The following is a 24,637-nucleotide window of genomic DNA, read 5'->3' on the forward strand; positions in this document are numbered from 1 at the left end:
GATTTTAGTCTATTGCTTTTAATAATCCTCCTGATGTTTTACTGATGTTGGCATCTATTTCAGGTCTTCCTTTATATCTTACCGATCCTCCTGAAGAGGCCCTTACTTTCAGTTTTCCTGATACATTTACACTAAGGTTACCCCCGGAAGTAGCTTCTGTTTCAAGATAAGTAAATTCCAGATCATCTGCTTTACACAGTGCTCCACTACTGATATCAATAGTTCCGGAGTCTGCTTTTCCGCGCAGGCTGATATTGGAACCGCTTGAAATTTTGACACCGATATTCCCCGATGTAATTCCTGCTCTGATATTTGATCCGGAAGAAGCTGAAATGTTTGTAGTATTTGAAACCTTGAAATCTCCTGTTAGGTTGGAACCGGATGAAGCATCAATTTTCATATTTTTCTCCTGAATAGACTGCACTACTGTAAAGTTAGATCCTGATGATACATCAATATTTTCCATTCTTGGGGAAGATACATTGATACTCAAATTTTTAAATCTCAGATTTCTTACCCCTTTATTATCGATATAAACTTTCAAAACTCCATTCTCCACTTTTGTAATAATATATTGCAGCTTATCTGCATCTGCAATCACTTTTACACTGGTTTGTTTTTCCTGTTTAAAGATTACGTTTACTCCTGTACTCACCTGGATTCCTGAAAAATCGCCTACATTCCTTGCTTCTCCGTTCAGGTAAGATGAATTATTCTCTGAAGTCAGGCTATTTCTTGTGCTGGTTACCGGATTCTTTTTCGTTTCGCTGGAGTTGATGATCTTGCTTACATCATCCATGGAAAGTTTTCCGTCAAGCATTACAAAAATGTTTTCACCGTTTCCCCCGTCAATACTCAGCAACAGGTCTTCTAAAATACCGTTCTTAGCTTCTGCGGAAAGAAATTTCACTTTAGCCCCTGCGTTATTCACCGACATGATTTCGCTATAGTTCAGATTTTTCAAATAAGATGAAATATCTTTACCCAGCTGAGACGTATTAGTCTGAACCTTGCGGCCATCAACAGTATTTCCTTTTTCCTGATTTTCAGTAATAAGAATTTTTAATCCGTTGATTTTTGATAATAACGGTTTAATCTGATCCAGCTGGGAATCATCTATATTGAGACTGCTCAGCATACCAAACATTGGTTTTGCAATCTTAATAGAGGTTACTCCTTCCACTTCCTGATATTTGTCAAAGAGCTGGTCAAATTTATCTTTTTGTCCATATACATTAAAGAAATGGGAAAAAGCGAGAGCGAATATTATGAATAGTTTTTTCATGAGTCAATTTTTATTTTCTTAAGGTTAATGATGGCAATTCTTTTTCCGATTAATAATCATCATCTACCACCGTAGGCTGTGCCAGTTTTTCACTAACGTTATTTGCAAATATCTGGAATGAATACTTTGTTACATTGATTGCTTCTTCTACATTGTCTATTCTTTTACCATTTACAATGACATAAGAATTTTCATATCCTGTAGAATCTTTAGACTTATTATTTTGTAAAGAGGAGTTGTCTGCATACCTTGGTTTTCTTTCTTTTTTAAGTCTTCCTCTTTTCGGCAATATCTCATCCATTACATCTTTTTCAGCCACATGATTATCCTGAAAGATAGAATCTTTTTTTGTTCCTGAAATAGAATCGGTATGATTTACTGCCACCTGCTCCTGGTGATTATTATTTTCTTCAATGAAGCCGGATTTTTGCCTTAATACTTCATTTTTCACCAGACTTTCCTTATCATGAACTTCTGTTCCGGAATTGTTTTTAAGGAGAAGTCCGACACCAAAGACCAGCATTATACTGGCGGCCATCCAGAACCATTTGGGAAAAGAGGGCTTTCTCTTTTCTTCCAACGGAATAACAGGAGTTGCATTCTCTTCAGGCTTTGTATTTTCTGCCTGTTGAAGAAAATCATCAAAGCTCCATTCCATTTTTTCTTCCTTTATATCCCGGAAGATTTCATCGTATTTATCTTGTAATTGATCTTTTTTCATAGCTCATCAGTTGTGAGATTTGTTCTTTTACTTTTTGTCTTGCCCGCATAAGGTTTACCCTTACTGCATTTTCCTCCATTTCCAGCATTTCGGAAATTTCAGAAACATCGTACTCTTCTACATCTTTCAAGTGGATCACCAGTTTCTGTTTTTCGGGGAGCTGATTGATAAATCCTATAATATATTCTTTAAGATTATCAACTTCCATACTGTAAAGTTCCGACCGGTGAAGCTGCATATCCGCAAAGCCTATCTTCACATCGTGATGCTTCAGACGGTTCAGGCATTCGTTCCGGACAGACTTCAGCGCATAGGATTTTAAATTCCCAAACTGCTCCAGTTCATCCCGTTTCTGCCAGAATTTCATCATAATATCCTGCACTACATCTTCTGCCTCATCACTACTCATGACGAATCGCTTCGCAAAACGATACATCTCGTCTTTGAGAATAAACACCGTATTCTTGAAAGTTTCTTGGGTCATGAGTTTTGTTTCTTATAGGTAAGACAATTGGTCTTTACAATCTATTACATCAAAAATAAAAAAACTTCAAAAATATTTGAAGTTTTTATTATCATTAGATTAATATGTCTCAAAAATATGCTTCAGAATTGCCTTATCTTCTTCCGTTAAAGCTACTTTTCTTCTCGCCATCGCCCTTTCTGCCACTTCATACACTTTATCCAATCTGAATCTTTCATCATCTTTTAAACCTCCCCATGAGAAATTTTCCACAAGGTTCGGTGGAAAACCCGGTTTGAAAATATTGGATGCCACTCCTACAACGGTTCCGGTATTTAACTGAGTATTGATAGCAGTTTTAGAGTGGTCACCCATAATCATCCCGGCAAATTGTAAACCTGTATCTTCAAAAGCTTTGGTTCTGTAACTCCAGAATTTTACATGTCCGTAGTTATTTTTCATATTGGATGAATTGGTATCGGCTCCAAAGTTACACCATTCGCCAATCACAGAATTTCCGACAAAGCCTTCATGGCCTTTGCTTGAATATCCGAAAATAATAATATTGTTTACTTCTCCTCCTACTTTACAATGTGGCCCTACCGTGGTAGCACCATAGATTTTAGCCCCTAGATTAAATTTAGAATCGTCACAAAGCGCAATAGGCCCACGAAGATGACACCCTTCCATTACTTCTGTATTTTTCCCGATATAGATTTTTCCTGTTTTCGTATTGATCGTTGAAAATTCAACAGAAGCCCCCTCTTCGATGAAAAGGTCTTTTTTGTCACCTAAAAACCCATTGGTAGAAGACAATTCCTGTGAAGTTCTTCCATGGGTAAGCAGAGCAAAGTCAAAATCAATCGCATGATGATTGTAAGTAAACAGATCGGCCGGCTTTTTGAAAAAGATCAGTTCTTCCTTAATATCCGTCATTTTTTCGATCTGATGAAGGGAAAACCCTTTCATATTAATCTTCGCTGCTACCAATTCATCTTCATATACCAATGCCTCTCCCTGCTTAAGGTCTTTGATCTGCTGAATAACAGATTCTGTGGGAATAAAGTTCGGAACGATAAAAAGACTCTCTTTTTCTTCCGGAACTTTAAATTTATCCTGAAGGTACATTTCTGTAAAAAAAGAAACTTCTGTATTCTCCAGAATTCTCTGCCATCTTTCAGAGAAAGTAAGGATTCCGCATCGCATCGCTGCAACCGGTCTTGTAAAGGTAAGCGGAAGAAAATCTTCCCAATATTGTGCGTCTGAAAATACTAATTGCATTTTTTAGATGTTAAAGGTTACAAGACAGAAGGTAAAGACTAAGGCCGAACTTTTACTGTCTAAAAACAAAAATACAAAAAGATGGGAGAAGTTGGGAGAGAAGACAGAAGATAATAAATGGATAGATAAGAGACAAAGAGATGAGAGATGGATGATACCTTTGACATATCCTATCTTGTTCATAAGTTCTGTCATTTATTTTTTACAACAAAAAAGCCTTCCAAAAGATTGAAAGGCTTTAATATTTTGAGTATACAAAAATTACTTAGCGAATTTTTTGTATTTGTTCATGAACTTATCAACTCTACCAGCTGTGTCAACTAACTTAACTTTACCTGTGTAGAAAGGGTGAGAAGTTGAAGAGATTTCCATTTTGATTAATGGATACTCTTGTCCTTCGAACTCGATAGTATCTTTTGTTTCTGCAGTAGATTTGCAAAGAAACACCTCGTCGTTACTCATATCTTTGAAAACAACAAGTCTATAATTTTCTGGGTGGATTCCGTTTTTCATAATGCTATTTTTAAAAAATTAAAGTTTGCTTTCGAAATAGTAATGGATATTTCTCTGCTAATTTTAGGTTGCAAAAGTACAACTTTTTTTCTAATATCCAAATAGTGAATTCAATATTTTTTTATTGATAAGAAATTCAAAGTATTTTCGTTAAATTTGGAACTTACTTAAACTTTAATTTCGATGAAATTCAAATTATTACTGGCTTTTTCTTTCTGGATGCTCCTTGTCGCAGTATCATGTAATAAGGATGACATTACGTTTGATGCACCTTCACAACAGTTAAGATTTTCAAGAGATACCGTATTCTGTGATACCGTTTATAATCAGGTACGTTCCGAAACCTATGTAGTAAAAGTATATAATAATGAGGATAAAGATATTCTGATCCCAAGGGTGAATCTTGAGAATGGGGCATCATCATTATACAGAATCAATGTGGATGGAAAACCGGGATATGATTTTAAAGATGTTCCTCTGAGAAAAAAAGACAGCCTATATATATATGTAGAGATTGCTCCACAGGCAACAGGGCCGGAAGCCATTGCTGAAGATAAGGTAATTTTCACAGGACCTGCCGGGCAGCAGCATGTAACCCTGTTCTCTGTGGTTCAGGATGCAGAATTCTTTATTCAGACTCCTACGAATCCTAATGTAATTACCAGTTCTACGACCTGGACCAATAATAAGGCGAAGATCATCTATGGAGATCTTACCCTGGATAAGAACGTAACGTTGGATATAGATCCTGGCACCAAGGTATATTTCCACAAAAACAGTGGAATGAAAGTTTCATCGAATGCTGTTTTAAATATTAATGGTACTTTAGACAAGCAGGTTATCCTTCGTGGTGACAGGAATGATCCTTATTATGATACGATATCCAAAAACTGGAATTCTATTAAAATGGAACCTGCATCTATTCTTAATATGAATCACGCCAGATTATTCGGAGGAACAAAAGGTCTGGAGATGAAACAGACCACTGCCAATATTACCAATTCATTTATACATACTTTCTTTGAATATGGAATTTATGCCGTCAATTCTAAAGTTACAGCAAGCAACTTAGTGATGAATAACTGTGGTTCATCATGTATCGGGATTTTCAAAGGCGGAAGCCATAATTATACTCATGCTACTGTTGCCAACTATTCTAAATCGATGGGAACTTTTAACAGAAATGGGATCTTCGTAACGAATGAATGGAAGAATGAAAAAGGACAGTCAGAGCAAGGTGCTTTACAGCAATTTAACCTCAGAAACAGCATCGTTTATTCTGACAGGGATAATGCATTACAGTTTGAAGCAACACCCGGACAACAGTTTGACTACATAATTCAAAACTGTTTATTGAAATATTCCGGTACTTCAGAAGCTGGGTTTACGTTTGATAATAATGTAAATGTAGTAGAGACAATCAAAAATGAGGATCCTCAGTTTATGAATTATTTTGCTGCAAAAATGAATCTAAGAGTAAAAACGACATCTCCGGCAAAAGGAAAAGGAAATGTAACTGTAGCAGGCAACGTACCTTTTGATATTGTAAATGAATCAAGAACCACTAACCCTACACTCGGAGCTTATCAATAATGGAAATTACGCAATTACAACAGCAGGTTGACGAATGGATAAAAACCATCGGTGTAAGATATTTTAATGAACTGACCAATATGGCCATGCTTACTGAAGAAGTAGGTGAAGTAGCCAGAATCATTGCCAGAAGATATGGTGAACAGAGTGAAAAGGAAAGTGATAAAAGCAAAGATCTTGGCGAGGAGCTGGCAGATGTCCTGTTTGTAACATTATGTCTGGCTAACCAAACCGGTGTTAATCTGCAGGATGCTTTTGACAGAAAAATGAAAATAAAAACCGATCGTGATAAAGATCGTCATCAGAATAATGAGAAATTAAAATAAGACTCCAGATGCTAGATTTCAAATACAATCACACTTGAAATACGGCATTCGGATTCTGAAATCTGAAGAAATAATGAAGAAGCTAGAAAAATCAACATTAATAGGAAATAAAACAGTACAGATCAGCGGTTCGAAAAGTATTTCGAATCGTTTATTGATTCTGGAAAGTCTGTTTAGTAATATAAAAATCGGGAATTTATCTAATTCTCAGGATACTCAATTGCTGAAAAAGGCATTGTCTGAAGTTACGGATGTAGTAGATATTCACCATGCAGGAACAGCGATGCGTTTCCTTACATCCTACTACTCTATTCAGGAGGGAAAAACTACAATACTTACCGGCTCCGGAAGAATGAAGGAAAGGCCTATCAAAAATCTGGTAAGTGCCCTGAAAGATCTTGGTGCTGAGATCGAATATATGGAAAACGAAGGGTTTCCCCCTTTAAAAATCACAGGAAAAAAGATTACACAGACTTCTGTAAATGTCCCTGCTAATATTTCCAGCCAGTTTATTACTTCTCTGCTTCTTATTGCAGGAAAACTTGAAAACGGACTGGAAATTCGTCTTGTGGGAGAAGTGACTTCAAGATCTTATATTGAAATGACCCTTGATATTCTGACAAGATTTGGAATTAAAAACAGCTTTGAAGGAAATACCATTAAAGTAGAACCTTTCACTCAAAATAATGACGCTTCCACCAAAAGCTACGAAGTGGAAAGTGACTGGAGCTCTGCATCCTACTTCTACTCGATCTGTGCGTTGGGAAGAGAAACCATTCATCTGAAAAGTTTCTACAAAGAATCTACCCAAGGAGATTCAGCTATTGCAAAAATTTATGAGAATTTCTTCGGGATTACAACAACCTATTCTGAAGCTGAACATCAACTTACGCTGGAACCTCAGCCTGATTTTTCTTTCCCTGAAAAAATTATCCTCGACATGAACAACTGTCCGGATATTGCACAAACACTTTGTGTAACGGCTGCTGCATTGAAAATTCCTTTTGAAATTTCAGGATTGGGGACATTAAGAGTAAAAGAAACAGACAGGCTTCAGGCTTTATATAATGAACTGAAGAAGCTGGGTACAGAAACAGAAATTACAGATTTAACCATTGAATCGGTAAGTTTTGGAGAACCTGAAAAATCTATTTCAATCAAAACATACCAAGATCACAGAATGGCCATGAGCTTTGCCCCTTACTGCCTGATCGGGGAACTTACTATTGAAGATGAAAATGTTGTGGAAAAATCTTACCCGATGTTCTGGGAAGACCTTTCAAGCATTATGTCAAATTAATTTGAAAATCTGAAAATGTGGTAGTTTGAGAATGAATCATTGAGTATTCTCAAATTACTGCATCCATTAAAAACCACACCCAATCATGAAAAAATATCTGATCTTATTTGCCCTGACGCTTCCGTTATCAATATGGGCACAGTACCTTCTTCCCAATGAAGAAATCATCTATTCTTTTGAAACAAAAAACGGAAAGAAAATGACATTGGTAAAAGATAAAAAAGATGAATACATTCAATATCGTTTCGGAAATAAGACTAAAGTAGAAATGGAGTTTCCTGCAGCAAGAACTAAAGATAGCTGGAAACAGTTTAGCTACAGATCTTATCACAGAGGCGGAGGGAAGCAAAATGCAGGAATGGATCTGAGTTACTTGTCATTCACTAATAATAACTATCAGTATCAGGTATACAATTCTTATTATGCGGAAGATGCATCCCATTCCACAGGAGTTACTGTAACAGATAACAAAGGGAAAGAAACCGATATTCCGGGGATATACAAATCGATAAAGGGCAATCTAAACAGTTTGGACGAATCCACATTGATTGTAAAAGAGAATACAGGATTATAATTCCTGAATATTTTTCCTATGAAAAAGTTATTTTCTTGTATTGCCATTATACTTGCAACTCTGTCTTTTGCTCAAAACCTGAAAAATTTTTCTGTCCCAAAAGGTTATAAAAAAGTGAAGGAGATCAAAGGAGATCTGGATAAGGATGGCAAGAATGAAACTGTTCTTGTATTCGATACTGATAAACCAATATCTGCCGAAGAAAAAGATTATAAAAGAGTTTTCTATATTCTGAAAAATGATCAGGGAAATCTTAAGATCTGGAAAGAAAATTCTACTCTGCTTTATTCAAGTAGGATGGGCTTTTATCCTGATGGTAATATTCTTGACATTCAGATTAAAAACAACTGCCTGATTGTCGAACAGCATTTCTCCAGCAATTCAAGACATACCCTGACTAATAAACATACTTTCAGATTCCAGAACGGAGATTTTTATCTCATAGGTTCCTATGATAATTTTGCAGATAACTGTGAGTTTGATTTTACCAATGAAATCAATTTTTCTACAGGAAAAGTCATTGTGGACAGAGAGTATTCGTCATGTGATGATGAGACCAAAGTACCAGAAAGCTTCAACAAGGAATTTAATTATAAGCTTAAGACCCTTATTAAAATGGATGATTTCAAAATGGGTGAACACAAGTTCAAAATTCCGGGATTGAAGGAAGATTTTGTATTTTAAGATGGAACCAGCATGCTTGAAGATGGAGGTTATCTATCCTGGAAAAGCTATAGCCGACTTTTGATCTGCTATTTCAGTATATAAAAAAGAAAATACCTCATCCTCGACTCAAAGTACTTCCCTCTTCCAACTCCCAGCCTCCTACCTTCCATACAACAATTTAATCATCTTTTAAAGTTAAATTAACTCCTACCTGCTTGACATATTCTTAATTTTAACTCCAATTAAAATGTAAACTATGTTCAAGCACCACATGAAATATGTAAAAATTTTTACCTTTAGCATTGCCACTGCAACAGTTTTCTTTTCCTGTTCAGAAGGAGTAGTAGAAAGGGATTCCAATGAAACAGGTCTTAATCCTCTCAACAAATCGAGTTATAAAATGGCTCTGGTTCCTGTAGAAATGAACAGCTGGATGGCTGGATTGCAGGATAATATTTCAATTTCAAAAATTTCCATTCCCGGCACCCATGATTCCGGAGCGCGTATAGATGCCCCCGTAGTAACAGGTACAGCAAAGACACAAAACCTCAGTATTGCTGAACAGCTGAATGCAGGAGTTCGATTCCTGGATATCCGTTGCAGACATATTGATAATTCATTTACGATCCATCATGGCGCTATTTACCAGAATTTAAATTTTGATGATGTTCTTAATGCTTGTTATGCTTTCCTGGCAAGCCATCCATCAGAAACCATTATCATGTCTGTAAAAGAAGAACATGATGCCTCCAATACCACAAGAAGTTTTGAGAGCACTTTTGATTCATACATTCAGAAAAATCCTTCAAAATGGGATCTTGGAACAACTATTCCTACTCTTGGAGAAGTAAGAGGAAAGATTAAATTACTCAGACGGTTTTCATCCGGAACATCTAAAGGAATCAATGCTACTTCATGGGCAGATAATACCACTTTTGAAATCAATAATCCCGGGGCTCAGCTTAAGGTTCAGGATTATTATAAGGTGTCCAATAATGATGATAAATGGAACGGAATTTCCAATCTTTTCAATGAAGCCAAAAGCAGCAGCAGTAACAGACTATTCATCAATTTCACCAGTGGTTATAAGCCCGGAATCTTCGGAATCCCAAGTATTCCTACGGTTTCCAATGCGATTAATCCTAAACTTAACACATTCTTCCAAAGCAATACAAAAGGTTCTTATGGAATCATGCCTGTTGATTTTGTAAACACTGAACTGGCTGAACTGATTGTAAAAACTAATTTTTAGTGTAATTAAATATAAATTGTAGTCGTGAAGCTGCCTCCAATAAGAGGCAGCTTTTTTATACTTGCAGCTTGAGAAGATTACAAGGATTTTTATTTTATGGGTATTCAATGAAGCAACATTTACAACAAATAAAAAAATGCAGTCTTTAGCTGTTAAAGACTACATTTCTATTAAAAGTATACATTGAATAAGTTCAGTTATTTTTCAATTCCGTATGCGGCCATGATCTTGTTGAAAATTTCTGTATTTTCAATCAGTCCTGTAAACTCTTTGGAATTCGGACCATAGGCAAAAACACTTGAAGGAATAGAGGTATGGTCGTTGGTACTGAAGTTTCCGAATATCCAACCCTCTTTCAGGCTTCCGTCCAGAAGGGTTAGGCCACCGGTTTCATGATCTCCTACCACAATGACCAATGTTTCTTTATTTTCATCTGCAAACTTCATAGCTTTTCCTACCACATGGTCAAAATCCAGCAATTCGGTGACAAGCTGTTCTATATTATTGCTGTGTCCGCCGCCATCAGTTTGGGAAGCTTCCACCATCATAAAGAATCCTTTTTTATTATTCTTCAGATCATTTAAGGTAAGATCAAAAGCCTCAGCCAGCCAGTTTCCTCTTCCGTTGGTGATTCTTTGTGAAGCAAGAGGATCAATAATAAGGGTTTTGTTATTTATTTTTTCGACCGATTTAAGGTTATGATACAGGTCTACTTTTGCCTCTTTAAGTTTCTGTTCCGTTTCCTGTGTCAATCCGCTCGTAGGGCCTCCAATCAGAATTTTGGTTTTTGAGGTAGCAAAGTCTTTCAGAATAGATTCTGAACTGTTTCTGTTATCAGAATGGGCATAGAAATCTGCCGGAGTTGCATCGGTTACATCCCCTGTAGAGATCAATCCGGATACAAGTCCTTTAGAAGCAATAATATCAGGAATCTGAGCCAGCGCTTTTCCCATAGTATCAACCCCAACAAATGTATTTTTAGTCTTTACGCCTGTAGCAAATGCTGTAGATCCCGGTGCAGAATCGGTAACGTAGGCATTGGATGAATTGGTTTTAGACAAACCTGTAGCTTTCATATGAAAAACATTCAGTTTTCCTTTATTGGCAGTAAACGCAGCATAATATTGTGGTAAGGAAGTTCCGTCCGGAATCAAAAGGATTACATTTTTCACCTTTTTACTGATTCCGTCTGTTTTATTAGTGGGTGTATAAGTTGCATATTCCTTCGTGTTTTTATAATAATTCTTCGGAATGCTGTTCATAAATTTTTTAAGATCCGGAATATGATCGGTATTGATATAATCTACTCCCATATCCATCAGATTCACCCAGGCATTAGGGAAATCCGGAGCGCCATAGAACCGCATCGGCTTTTGCTGGGTATGTGCTTTGTCTACAGCTTTTCTGATCTTTTCCGTTTCTTCATCCCTCGGAATTCCTTTTCCATTCCATTTTACAAGACCGGGTAGATCTGCACTGAACATGCCGATTCTATTTAATTGGTCACCAGAATATGCTTTATCCAGATCACCATCAAAATAAAGATAATTTGGATAATTTTTAAAATCACCTGGCTGAGGTCTCCCCCCTGTGATCACTATTTTCACTCCGGAATTTCCAGTAATTTCCGGATATTTTTTCAATGTATTAACCAATGCAGCCAGAGTCGTTTTATAATCCTGTTTAATATCGATCAGCAATTGTAATTTTTTATTCGCATCCGGATAAATGGTCCCTTTATTTAGTTTGATCTGTTTTGAAATATTATCCAGATATAAATTTTCCAGCGTTCTGTCTGCAGAAAGCTCTTTTTCTATATGTGCTACCCAAAGCTTTCCTTTTACCAGGAAAACATCTGCCTCTATAGAACCGAAATTGGCATAATATGCCTGCCAAAAAGGGATTTCCTGCATATAATCATTGTGAGAATGAGCATTCCCAACATTATAATTCAAATAATTCTGTGCCTGATTTTCAGAGAAAACTGCCAGGGCCAGCAAACCCAATATTTTTGATAATTTCATTCGTAAATTTTTATGGTTTTTGTAGGTTAAAATAGAATATCACTCATATCATTAACATCGTTATTCTATATTTCCTTTTAAAACACGATATCATCACAGAGTTCCTGCAATGATATCGTGACTGATATATAAGATTAAAATTTTACCAACCTTCATTTTGTTTAATAATACCATGGCTGTTGACAATCTCAACCTGTGGTACCGCCCAAACATTATGAACCGCCGGGTTGAAGTTTCTGGCTGCCCATGCTTCTTTTCCGTCCATACCATGAAGTGGTTTAGCATAGGTTGCCTGCGCATCTCCCCAACGCACAAGGTCTCTGTGCCTGTCTGCCCATTCACCAGCAAGCTCGCAACGTCTTTCGTGTTTCAGATCAGCCATAGTACAGCCACTTTTTGAGATAAGACCAGCACGTTTTCTGATCATATTGATTTCCTGATCTGCAGGTTTATTTTGCATCAGTAATGCTTCTGCTTTAATAAGGATTACCTCAGCATAACGCATAATGGGAACAGAAAGATCTGTACAAGGATAATCTCCGTTGGCATTTACGTGTCCATCTTTAAATGGATATTTGAAAGCATCCATATATTTATTGAACTGGCATTTTGTAAGGGAGTTTGAGCTGGCATATGTTCTTACTGCCCCATCAAAAGTAAACTGATCTCCTTCTTTAAGGATGGTTACACTTCTTCTAAGATCCCCTGTTTCATATTCATCATACAGTTCTTTTGTGGGCTGGAAGTATCCCCAGCCGTTATATTTTCCCCAACCTTTGTTTTCTAACATTACTCCCGGAAGGATACTTCCTACTCCATTAAATTTAGTAGTACTTGGTACTGACCAGATATATTCTGAACTGTAATTATTTTCAGCTTTAAAAACATCTCCAAAATTATTCAGTAAATTTCTGTTTCCTTTGGTCATTACTTCATTTGCCCAATATTCTGCATTCTTCCAATCTTTCATAAACAGATATACTTTAGCCAACAATGCCCAAGCTGCTGCTTTATGGGGTCTTCCATAATCTTTAGCTGGAAGTTCTTCCTGGCTAGGCAATATTTCTGCTGCTTTTTTCAAGTCATTTACAATGTAATTGTAGTTTTCCATTACATTGGCAGCTCTTGGAATTGGATTAGGATCCGGCTCTTTTGTACGGTCTATGATAGGAATACCTGCTTTTTCATTTCCATAACTGTAGGCAAGTTCAAAATACATTCTACTGCTCATAAACAATGCTTCTCCCAAATATTTGTTTTTCACAGCCTGTGAAGCCTGAATATTATTCACATTACGGATCACACGGTTAGCAACCCCTATCACTGTATATCTTTTATTCCATTGAGTCTCCAGATCTCCTGCTGCGATATAGTTGCTGCTAAAATTCTTCACATTATCTGCCTCACTCTTCGATCTTCCTGTTACCATATCGTCACTGGCATTGATAAACCAGAAAAAACCTCTTCCATAGAATTCACTGTCAGAAAGCGGTTTATACATGGCATTGGCTCCTGTAATAAGGTCATTTTCACTTTTCCAGAAGTTAGCTTCTGTTGGAGTACCTTCCGGCTCAATGTTCAGTTCATTGGTACATGACAATACTGATGCTGACAGCCCTGTTATTAAAATGATTGTATTGAAAATCTTCATTTTTTTACTTTTAAATTTGTTTTAGATTAAAACCCGACTTCCAGTCCGAAAATAAATGAACGGGCCTGAGGATATCTCCCGGTATCTACGCCATACGTTTCCATTCCCACTTCAGGGTCAAAACCTGTATATTTGGTAATGGTAAACAGGTTATTGCTGGTAACATACACTCTGATTTTATTCACATCAAGTTTTTTGTAAAGTTCACGTGGTAATGAATATCCAACTGTAAGGTTTTTAAGCCTCAAATAAGAACCGTCTTCTACATAGAAATCTGATACTTTGGAGTAATTACCGCTTGGATCACCCTGCACCACTCTTGGAATATTGGTATTGGTATTCTGAGGCGTCCATGCATTCAGGATATCTCTGTCCATATTATAATTCTGTCCTGTTCCTCCTGGGTTTAATGAAATAAATTTCAATCCGTTGAAGATTTTGTTTCCATAGACACCCTGAAAGAATAAGTTAAGGTCAAAGTTTTTCCAGGTCATGTTATAAGAGAATCCGTAAGAGAATTTTGGATATGGATTTCCAAGGTTTACAAAATCATTATTATTCAATGCTCCTGTATTGCCTTCTTTTTTCAGGAATTTAATATCTCCGGGTTTCGCATTAGGCTGAATAAGATTACCGTTAGCATCTTTATAATTGTTAATTTCTGCCTGGCTCTGGAAAATCCCATCGGTCTTATAACCATAATAAGAATAAAGAGATTCGCCCACTTTTATACGGGTAGGCTTCAGAACTCCACGTACGTTATTACTGTTAACAAAAATCTCATCCACATCGGCTAACTGCTTCACCGTATTTTTTAGTTGACTAAGAGTTACTCCGATTGAATAGGTAAAATCTCCGGTATTTTTACCATTAAAATTAATTCCTATTTCATATCCTTTATCCTGAAACAACCCTGCATTTACATACTGATCTACATAGGTTGCTGTACTCGGAAGGTTCACATTGAAGATTTGATCAGTTGAATTCTTCACGAAGTAATCAAATTGCATAGAAAGCCTGTTACGGAAGAAGGAAGCATCTACCCCAAAGTTGGTTTGTTCTGATTTCCCCCATTTTAAATCCGGATTGGGCCTTGTCTTCGCGTAGTAAGCAATATTCTGTGTCGGATCCTGTCCGAAAATAATGTTATTATCACGAATCATCTGCGGATTTACTGCCTGGTAAGAAACCCCGCCAAGGTTTCCTAAAATACCATGACTTCCTCTTAATTTCAGGTTGGAGAGCCATACAATATCTTTCATGAAATTTTCTTTGGATACCATCCATGCTCCTGAAATGGAATAATAATCTGCAAAATGTTTTTCTTTAGAGACTAAAGATGTTCCATCTCTCCTTCCCAGTAAACTGATCATATATTTTCCGGCATAGTCATAGTTTACCCTTGCCAGATAAGAAGTTAAAGCACTTCTGTATTTATAACTTTCTGCTTCTTTATAAGTATCTGCAGCATTCTGAAGATATCGGAAGGCTTCCGCTTCACTTCTGAAATCAAAAGTTTTTGCCCGGAACCCATCTTCTGTTGTTTTCTGGAACGTTAAACCTGCAAGAAAGTCAAAACTATGTTTACCCGTTGTGAATTTATAAGTAAGGAGCTGCTCAGCAAGAGAGGTAGATACATTGTTGTTCTGATATTCCAAACTGTTGGTATCGAAGATCTTCCCTACCTCCAACACTCTGGAAGTAAATTCTTTCACATTTCCTATTTTAAATGTTTGAGCAAAGTTGGATCGGAATTTCAAATCTTTAGCTAACGCAACTTCGATATAAGGATTAATCAATATCTCATGGGTAGGATTCTGAATACTGATTCTTTTAAGATAAGCAACCGGGTTAATCATATCTCCATATCCTCCTGCCACATCAATGGGTAATCCTGAAAAGGCTCCTGATGGTGTATAAATCGGAACGTTAGGTGGGTAATACATGGCAGCAACCAAAGCTCCTGTATATCCATTCTTTGTGTTGGCTGTATTTCCGTCAGAGTAATTATAATACATATTCTCTCCAATCGTCAGCCAGTCTTTTACTTTGTGTTCAGAGTTTACCCTGAAGTTATATCGTTTTGCCTGAGTGTTCAATAAAATTCCTTCAAGACTTCTATGGTTCATTCCTACGAAGAATTTGGATTTATCACTTCCTCCGCTAAGATTTACATTGTATTCCTGGATGGTTCCTGTACGGAAGATATCTTTCATCCAGTTGGTTCTAGTAATACCTCCATCAGCATATTTCTCAGCATCGAAGGCCAGTGGAAGACTGCTCAGTTTTCCTGCATTCTCATATGCCTGACGCATTACATCCTGGAACTCTGCAGCATTTAAAGATTCTCTTAATTTCCATGCCTGATTAATTCCGTATTTTACATCAAAATCCACTGTCAGTGTTCCTTTTTTTCCTCTTTTTGTGGTAATCAGGATCACCCCTCCGGAAGACCTAGCTCCGTAAATAGCAGCAGAAGCATCCTTAAGCACAGAAATATCCTGAATATCGTTAGGATTAATAGCAGGAGTTCCGTTAAAAACAACGCCATCCACAACATAAAGAGGGGTTTCACCATTCACCCCGCCCAGACCACGGATATTTACTTTAGGGGAGCCATTAGGATCTCCTCCTTCGTTCACTACAGTTACTCCGGGAGCTTTTCCCTGAAGAACTTCACCTACTCCAGACAGAGATCTGGAAGTAAGCTTATCCAATGAAGCCTCCGAAACAGCACCGGAAACCTTACTTTTTTTCTGTGTTCCGTATCCAACAACGACAATCTCGTCGATGGATTTTTCTTTTAAACTGTCTTTTTTTTGAGAGAGGAACATCGGTGAAGCTGAAATTGCACCAATAAGTAATACCCTACCCGTTAAATATGTTACTGAGACAGGGATTTTAAATACATTCATGACATCCTTTTTAATTAGATGCAAAATTAGAACAGCCCTACCTCCCGTTAGATTAATATTTCCTTATGTTTTTATTAAGAAATTTTAGTTTCTCATGAATATTGGATTCAATAACAAAAATTAACTTGTTTATTTACAATATGATAAACTATTAAAGTAATTATTCTATCGATATTCTATACATAGCTAAGATTAACTTTACCTTAAGTTTAGAATCCATCAGACCCAGACGAAAGAACAGGTTTTCCTCTTTCCTGCAGAAGTATTCGGGGTTAATAAATTACAGACTTCTCTTTTCTTTTTTTACATTTGCTGAAAATAGATTTTCGTACTCACAGACAATCGAAAAACAGTGATTGATGGGTAAGAAAAATGAAACAATAAAAAATCATACGAATTAAATGACCATTATCATCACAGGAACCTCTTCAGGAATTGGATTTGCTTTGGCCGAATACTTTGGTAAAAAAGGGCACAACGTATATGGTTTGAGCCGAAAATATACAGAAAGCCAATACTTCAAATCTATCCCTACGGACGTTACTGATAATTCCGCTGTACAGAATGCCATGGCAGAAGTTTTGAAAACTGAAACCAGAATAGACGTTCTCATCAACAATGCAGGAATGGGCATGGTAGGGGCTGTAGAAGATTGTACCAAAGAAGATATTCTAAAACTTTTCAGCTTAAATCTTGCCGGCCCTGTTCAGATGATGAGTGCTGTTCTTCCGAAGATGCGTGAACACCAATTCGGAAAAATTATTAATGTATCCAGCATCGGAAGTGAAATGGGACTGCCGTTCCGTGGATTTTACTCCGCTTCAAAATCAGCTTTGGATAAAGTAACCGAAGCCATGAGATACGAAGTTTACCCTTGGAATATTGAGGTATGCTCTCTGCATTTGGGTGATATTAAAACGAATATTGCAGAAAACAGAGTGATTGCTCAGGTTTCTCAGCCATATAAAAATGTTTTTGATAAAGTCTATGCTCTGATGAACTCCCATGTGGATGAAGGAACTGAACCATTGGAAGTAGCAGAATATATTGAGAAACTTTTAGGAAAGAATAAATGGAAAGCTCATTATTATTTTGGTAAATTCGGGCAGAAAATCGGAGTTCCGCTAAAATGGATTCTTCCGCAGGGTGTTTATGAGAATTTAATGAAGAAATATAATAAACTGGATAAAAATTAGTTGATTGATAGAACGCATTGTCATTCTGAACGGAATGAAATGCGGTGAAGAATCTTTTTGTATTTTTATGCGGTTCTTTATTCGCTTTTGAACGATGTTCACAAGCCTTCAATTTATATTCAGAATGGCAATTTGAAGTTACTTTTAAAAATATTTTTTGTTCTGTTCTGCGTTTTTATACAAGCGCAGAAAAAACAGTATTGGCTGATCGATACGGAAACCAAGGTCAGAAAAAAAGTAAAGGATTCCACGTCTGCAGTAAAATTTCTGGACTCTCTGGCTCAAAACAATTACTTTTTCACCCAACTGAAGGAGGTAAAAATAAAAGGCGACAGTACAGAAATTTTCTTTGACAAAGGAAAAAACTTTAATCAAAGCTATGTAAATCTTTCCGACTCTATTGTTCAGAAACTTAAAATTCAGAAAGATTTTTTTACTAAAAATTTAGATTCCACCAAGAAGAGCATCAATAAAAATTATATTGATGAGGGATATTCTTTCAGCAGGATCAAATCAAAATACAAAGGACAGAAAAACGGATATCCGGTTGTAGAACTTGATATCAATAAAAATGATAAAAGAACGATCAACGGATTTGTTGTAAAAGGGTATGATAAGGTTCCACAAAGGTTTATTAAAAATCTTGAAAAAGAATTCAAAGGCAAAAACTATGATGACAAAAACCTCTTAGCTATCAACAAAAGCTTTCAGAGTCATCCTTTTGTTATGCTTGACCGGCAGCCTCAGACCTTATTTACCAAAGATTCTACCAATATATATCTGTTTTTGCAGAAGAAAAAGACCAATACCTTTGATGGGGTGATCGGTTTTGGAAATGATAAGTCTGAAAAATTCACTTTAAACGGGACGATGAATGTGAATTTCAGAAATATGTTCAATGGATTTGAGGCGATCAATCTCTATTGGCAGAGAAACCCTGATAAAGGACAGACTTTTGATCTTCAGGTAGACATTCCTTATCTTTTTAAATCTAATATCGGAATGAATACAAAGGTGAATATCTACAGACAGGATTCTACCTTTGCCAACGTAAAATTCCTTCCTGCTTTTTACTACCACATCAATAACCGTAATAAACTTGGTCTTCGTGCAACATTGGAAACTTCTACCGTTATAGATTCTTTGTACGCCATAGGGAAAGACTACAACAAAAAAGGGATCGGGATCTGGTTTGAAATGACTGAACCTACCGATATTGATCTTTTTCTTCACAAAACAAAGATCACTGCCGCATATGATTATCTGACAACTACCTATACCAAAGGAAATATAAAGGCTGCCCAAAATCAGTTCTATTTCTCCGGTGAGCATAATTACCATATTTCAGGAAACCACTTCCTCAATATCAAAGGGGAAGGGGCCATGATGGATTCTAAGATAGAGTTTTCTGCCAATGAACTTTACCGCTTCGGAGGATGGAATTCTATGCGGGGGTTTAATGAAAATTCCCTCGCCGCCGATTTTTATTATTACGGAAGTTTAGAATACCGGTATCTCATAGGCAATCAGGCTTTCTTTGACCTCTTTGGACAGTATGGCCAGCTCAATAATAAATCTTTGAATGTAAAGCCTAAGCTTTATAGTGTCGGACTCGGTTTTAATTTCTTCATCCCGATCGGGCTGATGAGCTTTCAGCTGTCGAATGGTAATGAGTTTGGAAATCCTTTCAAATTCAATGATATAAAAATCCACTGGGGAATTCTGAGTAGATTTTAACAGAGAATGGAAGCAGGATCCGGGAAGCTTGAAGTTACTGTAAGGTTACTATTTTGAGTAGCAGCCTTGTGATAAAAAGCTAATGGAATATGTTCCAATTATTTTCTGAGCTCAAGAAAGTCGCACCCTCTTACTTCCAGCTTATAGCAGTATAATTTAAAAATTCCTCCATTACCAGAAGCTAATAGAAAAAGCTCCAGTTATTTTGAAAACGTGAACAACCCCCAGCCTCTGACTCCCAGCTTCCAGCCCCAATAATAAAGCAAAAACAGCTATACGACAGACTCTTCTTATTTTACCATTTTATTAATTATTTCTGTTTAAACATATATAAATCGTATTTTTATTTTAATATGGCCGTAAAATTCAGGTAATAGTGCACTGCTAAATTTGCTTTCAAAAAAAATGAAGAAAACTCTAGCTACGTTTGCTGTTTTTTTACTTCCCTTATATATTACAGCTCAGGAAATTAGCATCTCCGGAAATGTAAAATCTGAAAATGGCAGCAGTGTTTCAGGGGTAAATATTACCGATAAGAACACAGGAAAAACCGCTACAACAGATGAAAATGGGAATTTTACCATTTCTGCTAATCCTAAAGATATTCTTGAATTCTTTTCACCCGATTTTCCCGTTTATACTGTGGAAGTTTCCTCAAAAAAACAATATTCTGTTGTTTTAAGGAAAACCAATGAAAAACAGATTGAAGGGGTAGTTATTACTGCTCTGGGAATCGCTAAGAAAAAAGAAAAGATCGGATATTCTACACAGGAGGTTGGAACTAAACAGTTTGAAACAATTACAACTCCAAGCATTGGAAATTTATTTTCAGGACAGGTAGCTGGTCTGAATGTTTCCAACCCTACGGGAATGCAGCAGGCACCTCAGTTTACATTGAGAGGGAATTCCAATCTGGTATTTGTAATTGATGGAGTAATTGTAGAAAAGGAAGTTTTTCAGAATTTAGATCCTAATAATATTGAAAATATCAATGTACTGAAAGGGGCAACAGCATCTGCTCTGTATGGTTCAAGAGGAAGATACGGCGCCATTTTGATTACTACAAAAAATGCAAAGAAGAAAGGTTTCTCAGTAGAATTTTCTCAAAATACAATGATTACCGGAGGCTTTACCAATCTTCCAAAAACTCAGACCGAATATGGAAACGGTTCTCATGGAAAATACGAATTCTGGGATGGTGCTGACGGTGGTGTTAATGACGGAGATATGATCTGGGGACCAAAATTCGTTCCCGGCCTGCAGATTGCTCAATGGAACAGCCCTATCAGAGATAAAACAACCGGCCAGATTATCCCCTGGTATGGTGCAGTAACCGACACTCAGTATAATGATAAAGCAAGATACGAAAGAGTCCCAATTGACTGGAAATTCCATGATAACCTGGATACTTTTTTAAAGCCATCTATTATCAATAACAATAATTTTGCAATCAGTTATAGAAATAATAAAGATGTATATAGGTTTTCGGGGAACTTCATGAATTATGATGACAGAGTCCCTAATTCTTATCTGCAGAAATATGGAATCAATTTCTCATCTGAAAATCACCTGGGAGATAAACTCATCTTTGATACAAAATTCAACTACAATCAGGCTTTCACTCCTAACGTTCCCAATTACGAATATAACCCAAGCGGACACATGTATACTATCCTGATCTGGATGGGAGGTGACGTAGACGGCAGAGCTTTAAAGAATCACATGTGGGTTCCAGGAAAAGAAGGTGTAGCACAGGCTAACTGGAATTATGCATGGTACAACAATCCGTGGTTCGGAGCTGAATATTATAAAAATCAAAACAGAACCAGCATCATTAATGCCCAAACAGGATTGGAATATAAGGCAACAAAGGATTTCTCTGTAAAAGGCAGAATTTCCCTGGTTGAAAATCATAGCAAAACCGAAATATTCAGCCCCTATTCTTATTTCAATTACAGCGCCCCAAGAAGTGGCGGATATATTGTAAAAGATCTGAAAACATGGAATCTGAACTATGATGTATTGGCAACTTACAAGAAAAAAATATCTGAGAATTTTGACTTTACAGTCAATGCCGGAGGTTCAACATTTTACTATAAAAACAATAACAATGAAACGTCTACTGATGGCTTAAAAGTTCCTGAACTCTACAACTTTGAAAACTCCATCGGAGCAATTAAAAAGTACACTTACCTGAAGGAAAAGCTGATCTACAGTGTTTATTCTACGATTGACATTGGATTATACAATGCTTTCTTCATCAACTTTTCCGGACGTAATGACTGGTCTTCTACTCTGCCTAAGGCTAACAGATCTTACTTCTATCCTTCTGCATCCATCAGTGCAGTAATCTCCAATCTTGTTAAAATGCCGGAAGCAGTCAATATGCTGAAACTTTCCGCTTCATGGGCAAAAGTAGCCTATGATTTCCAGCCTTACTCGATCAAAAATTACTATGCGAATAATAAAGGGATCAGTTTTAACGGTAACCCAACCTATCTTTATCCTACCATCCTGAATATTGAAAACAGTTTAAAACCTGAACAGACAAAGTCTTACGAATTGGGATTAAGTGCCGGTTTATTCAAAAACAGGATTACTTTAGATGCTACTTACTTCAGAACTCTGGATTACAATAATATTCTCGAGTTCCCAAGTGCTGAATCATCAGGTTTCAGTTCTCAGTATGTGAATGGTAACGAATATACGACAAAAGGATTCGAAATTTCCCTGGGAATGGTTCCTATAAAGACTTCGGATTTCACGTGGAAGACATTAATCAACTGGAGTACTTATGAGCAAAAGCTGACTTCTATTTATGATAACATGCCTAACTATAACAATATCAAGTTAGGAGAAAGAATGGACAGCTATTATGATTATACATGGCAAAAATCTCCGGACGGACATGTAATTCTCGATGCTAAATCAGGAATGCCAACCAGAGCCAATGCTCCAAGTAACTTAGGTCATTTCAATCCGGACTGGACTTTTGGTTTCAACAACACTTTCAAGTATAAAAAATTATCCTTGAACATCGGAATCGATGGAAGTATTGGTGGTATCATGAGATCTCAGGTGGTCGAAAAAATGTGGTGGGGAGGAAAACATCCGAATTCTATAGCCTACAGAGATCTTGAATATGCTAAGCCGGGAACTTATTATTTTGTACCGGACGGGGTAAACTATAATCCGGAAACAGGTCTTTATACTTCACATACCAAACCTATCAGTTTCCAGGACTGGGCACAGAACTATCCCTACCAGGCAAGGGTTACGCAAGATGAAAGTAAAGAGTTTGCAAATGTTTTCGACAGAACTTTTATCAAGCTGAGATCAGTAGTTCTGGAATATGATTTCTCTTCTTTGCTGAATCCAAAAGGAATGATCAAAGGATTTACCGCCAATATTTCTGCTTATAATCTTGCAATGTGGAAAAAATCCAAAAATCTTTATTCTGATCCTGATTTCCAAATCAAAACAGGCAGAAAAGATGACATTACGAATGACATTCAGGATCCTTCCAGCAGATGGTTCGGAATCGGATTTAATCTTAAGTTTTAATTAAAAGTACGTCAATACAATGAAAAATAATATAAAGGTCAGAAGACTTATACAATCTGTATTCACCGCAGGTCTCCTGACATTAGCTTCATGTGAATCTAATCTTGATAAGATCAATGACAACCCGAATGATCAGGCCAGCGTTGATCCAAAATATCTTTTAACCTATGCTGCCAAAGCTACCTTCCAGGTGGACGGTGACAATATGTATGCTTCCAGAATGATGATCGGTACAGACGGGGAAAATAAATACCAGTACATGAAATGGAACGAAACCTCTTTTGAAGTGTACTCTAAAGCGCTTTTGAACACTGTAAAAATGATGCAAGAAGCGGAGAAAATCAAGAATAAAAACTATGTGGCTATCGGTAAATTCTTAAGGGCCTATCATTTCTTTAATACAAGCTTAAAAGTGGGAAGTATTCCTTATTCTGAAGCTATAAAAGGAGAATCAGGAATTACACAGCCAAAGTATGACAGCCAGGATGTTGTAATGTCCGGAATTTTATCAGAATTAAAAGAAGCTAATGATCTGATCAATACCAATGATAAAATTGAAGGTGATATTGTCTTCAACAGTGATGCTTCAAAATGGAAAAAACTGATCAATTCATTCCGTCTGAAAATCCTGATCACATTATCTAAAAAAACAACAGTTGGAAGTTATAATATTGCAACAGAATTTGCATCTATTGCAGGGAGCCAGCCTTTGATGACTTCTATCTCAGACAATGGTGAACTTAAATTTGCAGATGCTGCAGACAGCCGCTATACAATGTTCAACAACAGTGGATATGGATCCAGCTTATATATGGCAGATTACTTCATTAATTTGTTTAAAGACAGACAGGATCCTCGTTTGTTTACTTTTGCAGCCCAAACTACCGGTGCCAAAGAAGCAGGAAAAGCAATTACAGATTTTACCGGATACAATGGAGGAGATCCTGTTTCTCCTTATTCTGATAATGCAAAATTGATCACGGCAAAAAATATCTCCAAAGTAAATGACCGTTTCTATAAAGATCCTACTAACGAACCATCTTCAATTTTGAGCTATTCTGAGCTGGAGTTTATCCTGGCAGAAGCAACCGCCAGAGGATGGATCTCGGGATCTGCAAAAAATCATTATGATAATGCCATCAAGGCAAGTTTCAGTTTCTATCAGACGTATGTGAAAAATCCAGGACAATATTTCACAGGTTTTAATGTGAACCAGTATCTGGCCACTCCTCTCGTCGTATACAATGATTCTGCACCATTACAGGAACAGGTAGAAAAAATCATCACTCAGAAATACATGACCATGTTCCATCAGTCACAATGGACTTCTTATTATGATTATTTGAGAACAGGATATCCCAATTACCCTTTAAAACCTGGTGTTCCCGCGCCTTTCAGATTCAGGTATCCTCAATCTGAATACAGCTATAACAGCACAAATTTAAAGGCTGCCCTTACAGCTCAGTATGGAGGAGATGATAATATCGACTCCAAACCCTGGTGGCTACAATAGAAATCTTATTTATTTTTATATCCAACAAAGAAATCGCAGGAAAATCCTATTAACTTGCGGTTT

The 24,637-nt window shown here is 36.8% G+C and carries 18 protein-coding genes; 10 read left to right on the plus strand and 8 right to left on the minus strand.

Features of this window, described 5'->3' with window-relative positions; genetic code table 11:
* Positions 1-4 precede the first annotated feature (4 nt).
* The 5 genes from DRF65_RS09725 to DRF65_RS09750 all read right to left on the minus strand — a co-directional run bounded on the left by DRF65_RS09725 (position 5) and on the right by DRF65_RS09750 (position 4,263).
* Positions 5-1,285 carry a DUF4252 domain-containing protein gene (locus DRF65_RS09725; protein WP_115970559.1) on the minus strand — a complete coding sequence of 427 codons (1,281 nt, stop codon included), beginning with the start codon at positions 1,283-1,285 and terminating at the stop codon, positions 5-7.
* Between the two features lie 49 nt (positions 1,286-1,334).
* Positions 1,335-2,006 carry a hypothetical protein gene (locus DRF65_RS09730; RefSeq protein WP_185148460.1) on the minus strand — a complete coding sequence of 224 codons (672 nt, stop codon included), beginning with the start codon at positions 2,004-2,006 and terminating at the stop codon, positions 1,335-1,337.
* Positions 1,981-2,490 (minus strand): RNA polymerase sigma factor, encoded by a 510-nt coding sequence (locus tag DRF65_RS09735; protein ID WP_115970560.1) that lies wholly within the window; start codon positions 2,488-2,490, stop codon positions 1,981-1,983. The genes DRF65_RS09730 and DRF65_RS09735 overlap by 26 nt, the downstream gene beginning before the upstream one ends.
* Before the next feature lie 99 nt (positions 2,491-2,589).
* Complete coding sequence (locus DRF65_RS09740; protein WP_115970561.1) at positions 2,590-3,750, minus strand: putative sugar nucleotidyl transferase; 1,161 nt, start codon at positions 3,748-3,750, stop codon at positions 2,590-2,592.
* Between the two features lie 261 nt (positions 3,751-4,011).
* On the minus strand, positions 4,012-4,263 hold the full coding sequence (locus DRF65_RS09750; RefSeq protein ID WP_027375398.1) for a type B 50S ribosomal protein L31: 252 nt from the start codon (positions 4,261-4,263) through the stop codon (positions 4,012-4,014).
* A 183-nt stretch (positions 4,264-4,446) separates the two neighbouring features.
* Here DRF65_RS09750 and DRF65_RS09755 point away from each other — a divergent pair, with 183 nt between their 5' ends.
* The 6 genes from DRF65_RS09755 to DRF65_RS09780 all read left to right on the plus strand — a co-directional run bounded on the left by DRF65_RS09755 (position 4,447) and on the right by DRF65_RS09780 (position 9,974).
* Positions 4,447-5,856 (plus strand): hypothetical protein, encoded by a 1,410-nt coding sequence (locus DRF65_RS09755; protein WP_115970563.1) that lies wholly within the window; start codon positions 4,447-4,449, stop codon positions 5,854-5,856.
* Positions 5,856-6,182 carry a nucleotide pyrophosphohydrolase gene (locus DRF65_RS09760; RefSeq protein WP_065395382.1) on the plus strand — a complete coding sequence of 109 codons (327 nt, stop codon included), beginning with the start codon at positions 5,856-5,858 and terminating at the stop codon, positions 6,180-6,182. Before DRF65_RS09755 ends, DRF65_RS09760 begins: the two co-directional genes overlap by 1 nt.
* A gap of 73 nt (positions 6,183-6,255) precedes the next feature.
* The gene (locus tag DRF65_RS09765; protein WP_115970564.1) at positions 6,256-7,482 is read left to right on the plus strand and encodes a 3-phosphoshikimate 1-carboxyvinyltransferase; all 1,227 of its coding nucleotides are present in this window, start codon (positions 6,256-6,258) and stop codon (positions 7,480-7,482) included.
* 85 nt (positions 7,483-7,567) lie between these two features.
* Positions 7,568-8,056, plus strand: a complete 489-nt coding sequence (locus tag DRF65_RS09770) for a hypothetical protein (protein ID WP_115970565.1) — start codon at positions 7,568-7,570, stop codon at positions 8,054-8,056.
* Between the two features lie 18 nt (positions 8,057-8,074).
* Entirely contained in the window at positions 8,075-8,740 is a 666-nt protein-coding gene (locus tag DRF65_RS09775) for a hypothetical protein (protein ID WP_115970566.1), read from the plus strand.
* A 238-nt stretch (positions 8,741-8,978) separates the two neighbouring features.
* The gene (locus DRF65_RS09780) at positions 8,979-9,974 is read left to right on the plus strand and encodes a phosphatidylinositol-specific phospholipase C (protein WP_228438607.1); all 996 of its coding nucleotides are present in this window, start codon (positions 8,979-8,981) and stop codon (positions 9,972-9,974) included.
* A 197-nt stretch (positions 9,975-10,171) separates the two neighbouring features.
* Here the strand turns inward: DRF65_RS09780 and DRF65_RS09785 are convergent, their stop codons facing one another.
* From DRF65_RS09785 to DRF65_RS09795, 3 genes are all read right to left on the minus strand, one after another.
* Positions 10,172-11,998 carry an alkaline phosphatase gene (locus tag DRF65_RS09785; protein WP_115970567.1) on the minus strand — a complete coding sequence of 609 codons (1,827 nt, stop codon included), beginning with the start codon at positions 11,996-11,998 and terminating at the stop codon, positions 10,172-10,174.
* A gap of 142 nt (positions 11,999-12,140) precedes the next feature.
* Entirely contained in the window at positions 12,141-13,649 is a 1,509-nt protein-coding gene (locus DRF65_RS09790) for a RagB/SusD family nutrient uptake outer membrane protein (RefSeq protein WP_115970568.1), read from the minus strand.
* 26 nt (positions 13,650-13,675) lie between these two features.
* Positions 13,676-16,564, minus strand: coding sequence for a SusC/RagA family TonB-linked outer membrane protein (locus DRF65_RS09795; RefSeq protein ID WP_115970569.1), 2,889 nt, complete (start codon positions 16,562-16,564; stop codon positions 13,676-13,678).
* Between the two features lie 401 nt (positions 16,565-16,965).
* On the opposite strand from DRF65_RS09795, the gene DRF65_RS09800 reads away from it, so the two are divergent.
* The 4 genes from DRF65_RS09800 (at position 16,966) to DRF65_RS09815 (ending at position 24,574) form a co-directional block, all read left to right on the plus strand.
* Positions 16,966-17,760, plus strand: coding sequence for an SDR family oxidoreductase (locus tag DRF65_RS09800; protein WP_115970570.1), 795 nt, complete (start codon positions 16,966-16,968; stop codon positions 17,758-17,760).
* Positions 17,761-17,892: 132 nt separating this feature from the next.
* Entirely contained in the window at positions 17,893-19,497 is a 1,605-nt protein-coding gene (locus DRF65_RS09805) for a BamA/TamA family outer membrane protein (RefSeq protein ID WP_115970591.1), read from the plus strand.
* 405 nt (positions 19,498-19,902) lie between these two features.
* The gene (locus DRF65_RS09810) at positions 19,903-23,061 is read left to right on the plus strand and encodes a SusC/RagA family TonB-linked outer membrane protein (protein WP_115970571.1); all 3,159 of its coding nucleotides are present in this window, start codon (positions 19,903-19,905) and stop codon (positions 23,059-23,061) included.
* A gap of 19 nt (positions 23,062-23,080) precedes the next feature.
* Positions 23,081-24,574, plus strand: a complete 1,494-nt coding sequence (locus DRF65_RS09815) for a SusD/RagB family nutrient-binding outer membrane lipoprotein (protein ID WP_115970572.1) — start codon at positions 23,081-23,083, stop codon at positions 24,572-24,574.
* Positions 24,575-24,637: the final 63 nt, after the last annotated feature.

Origin of the sequence: Chryseobacterium pennae (assembly GCF_003385515.1) — a bacterium.
GTDB lineage: Bacteria > Bacteroidota > Bacteroidia > Flavobacteriales > Weeksellaceae > Chryseobacterium > Chryseobacterium pennae.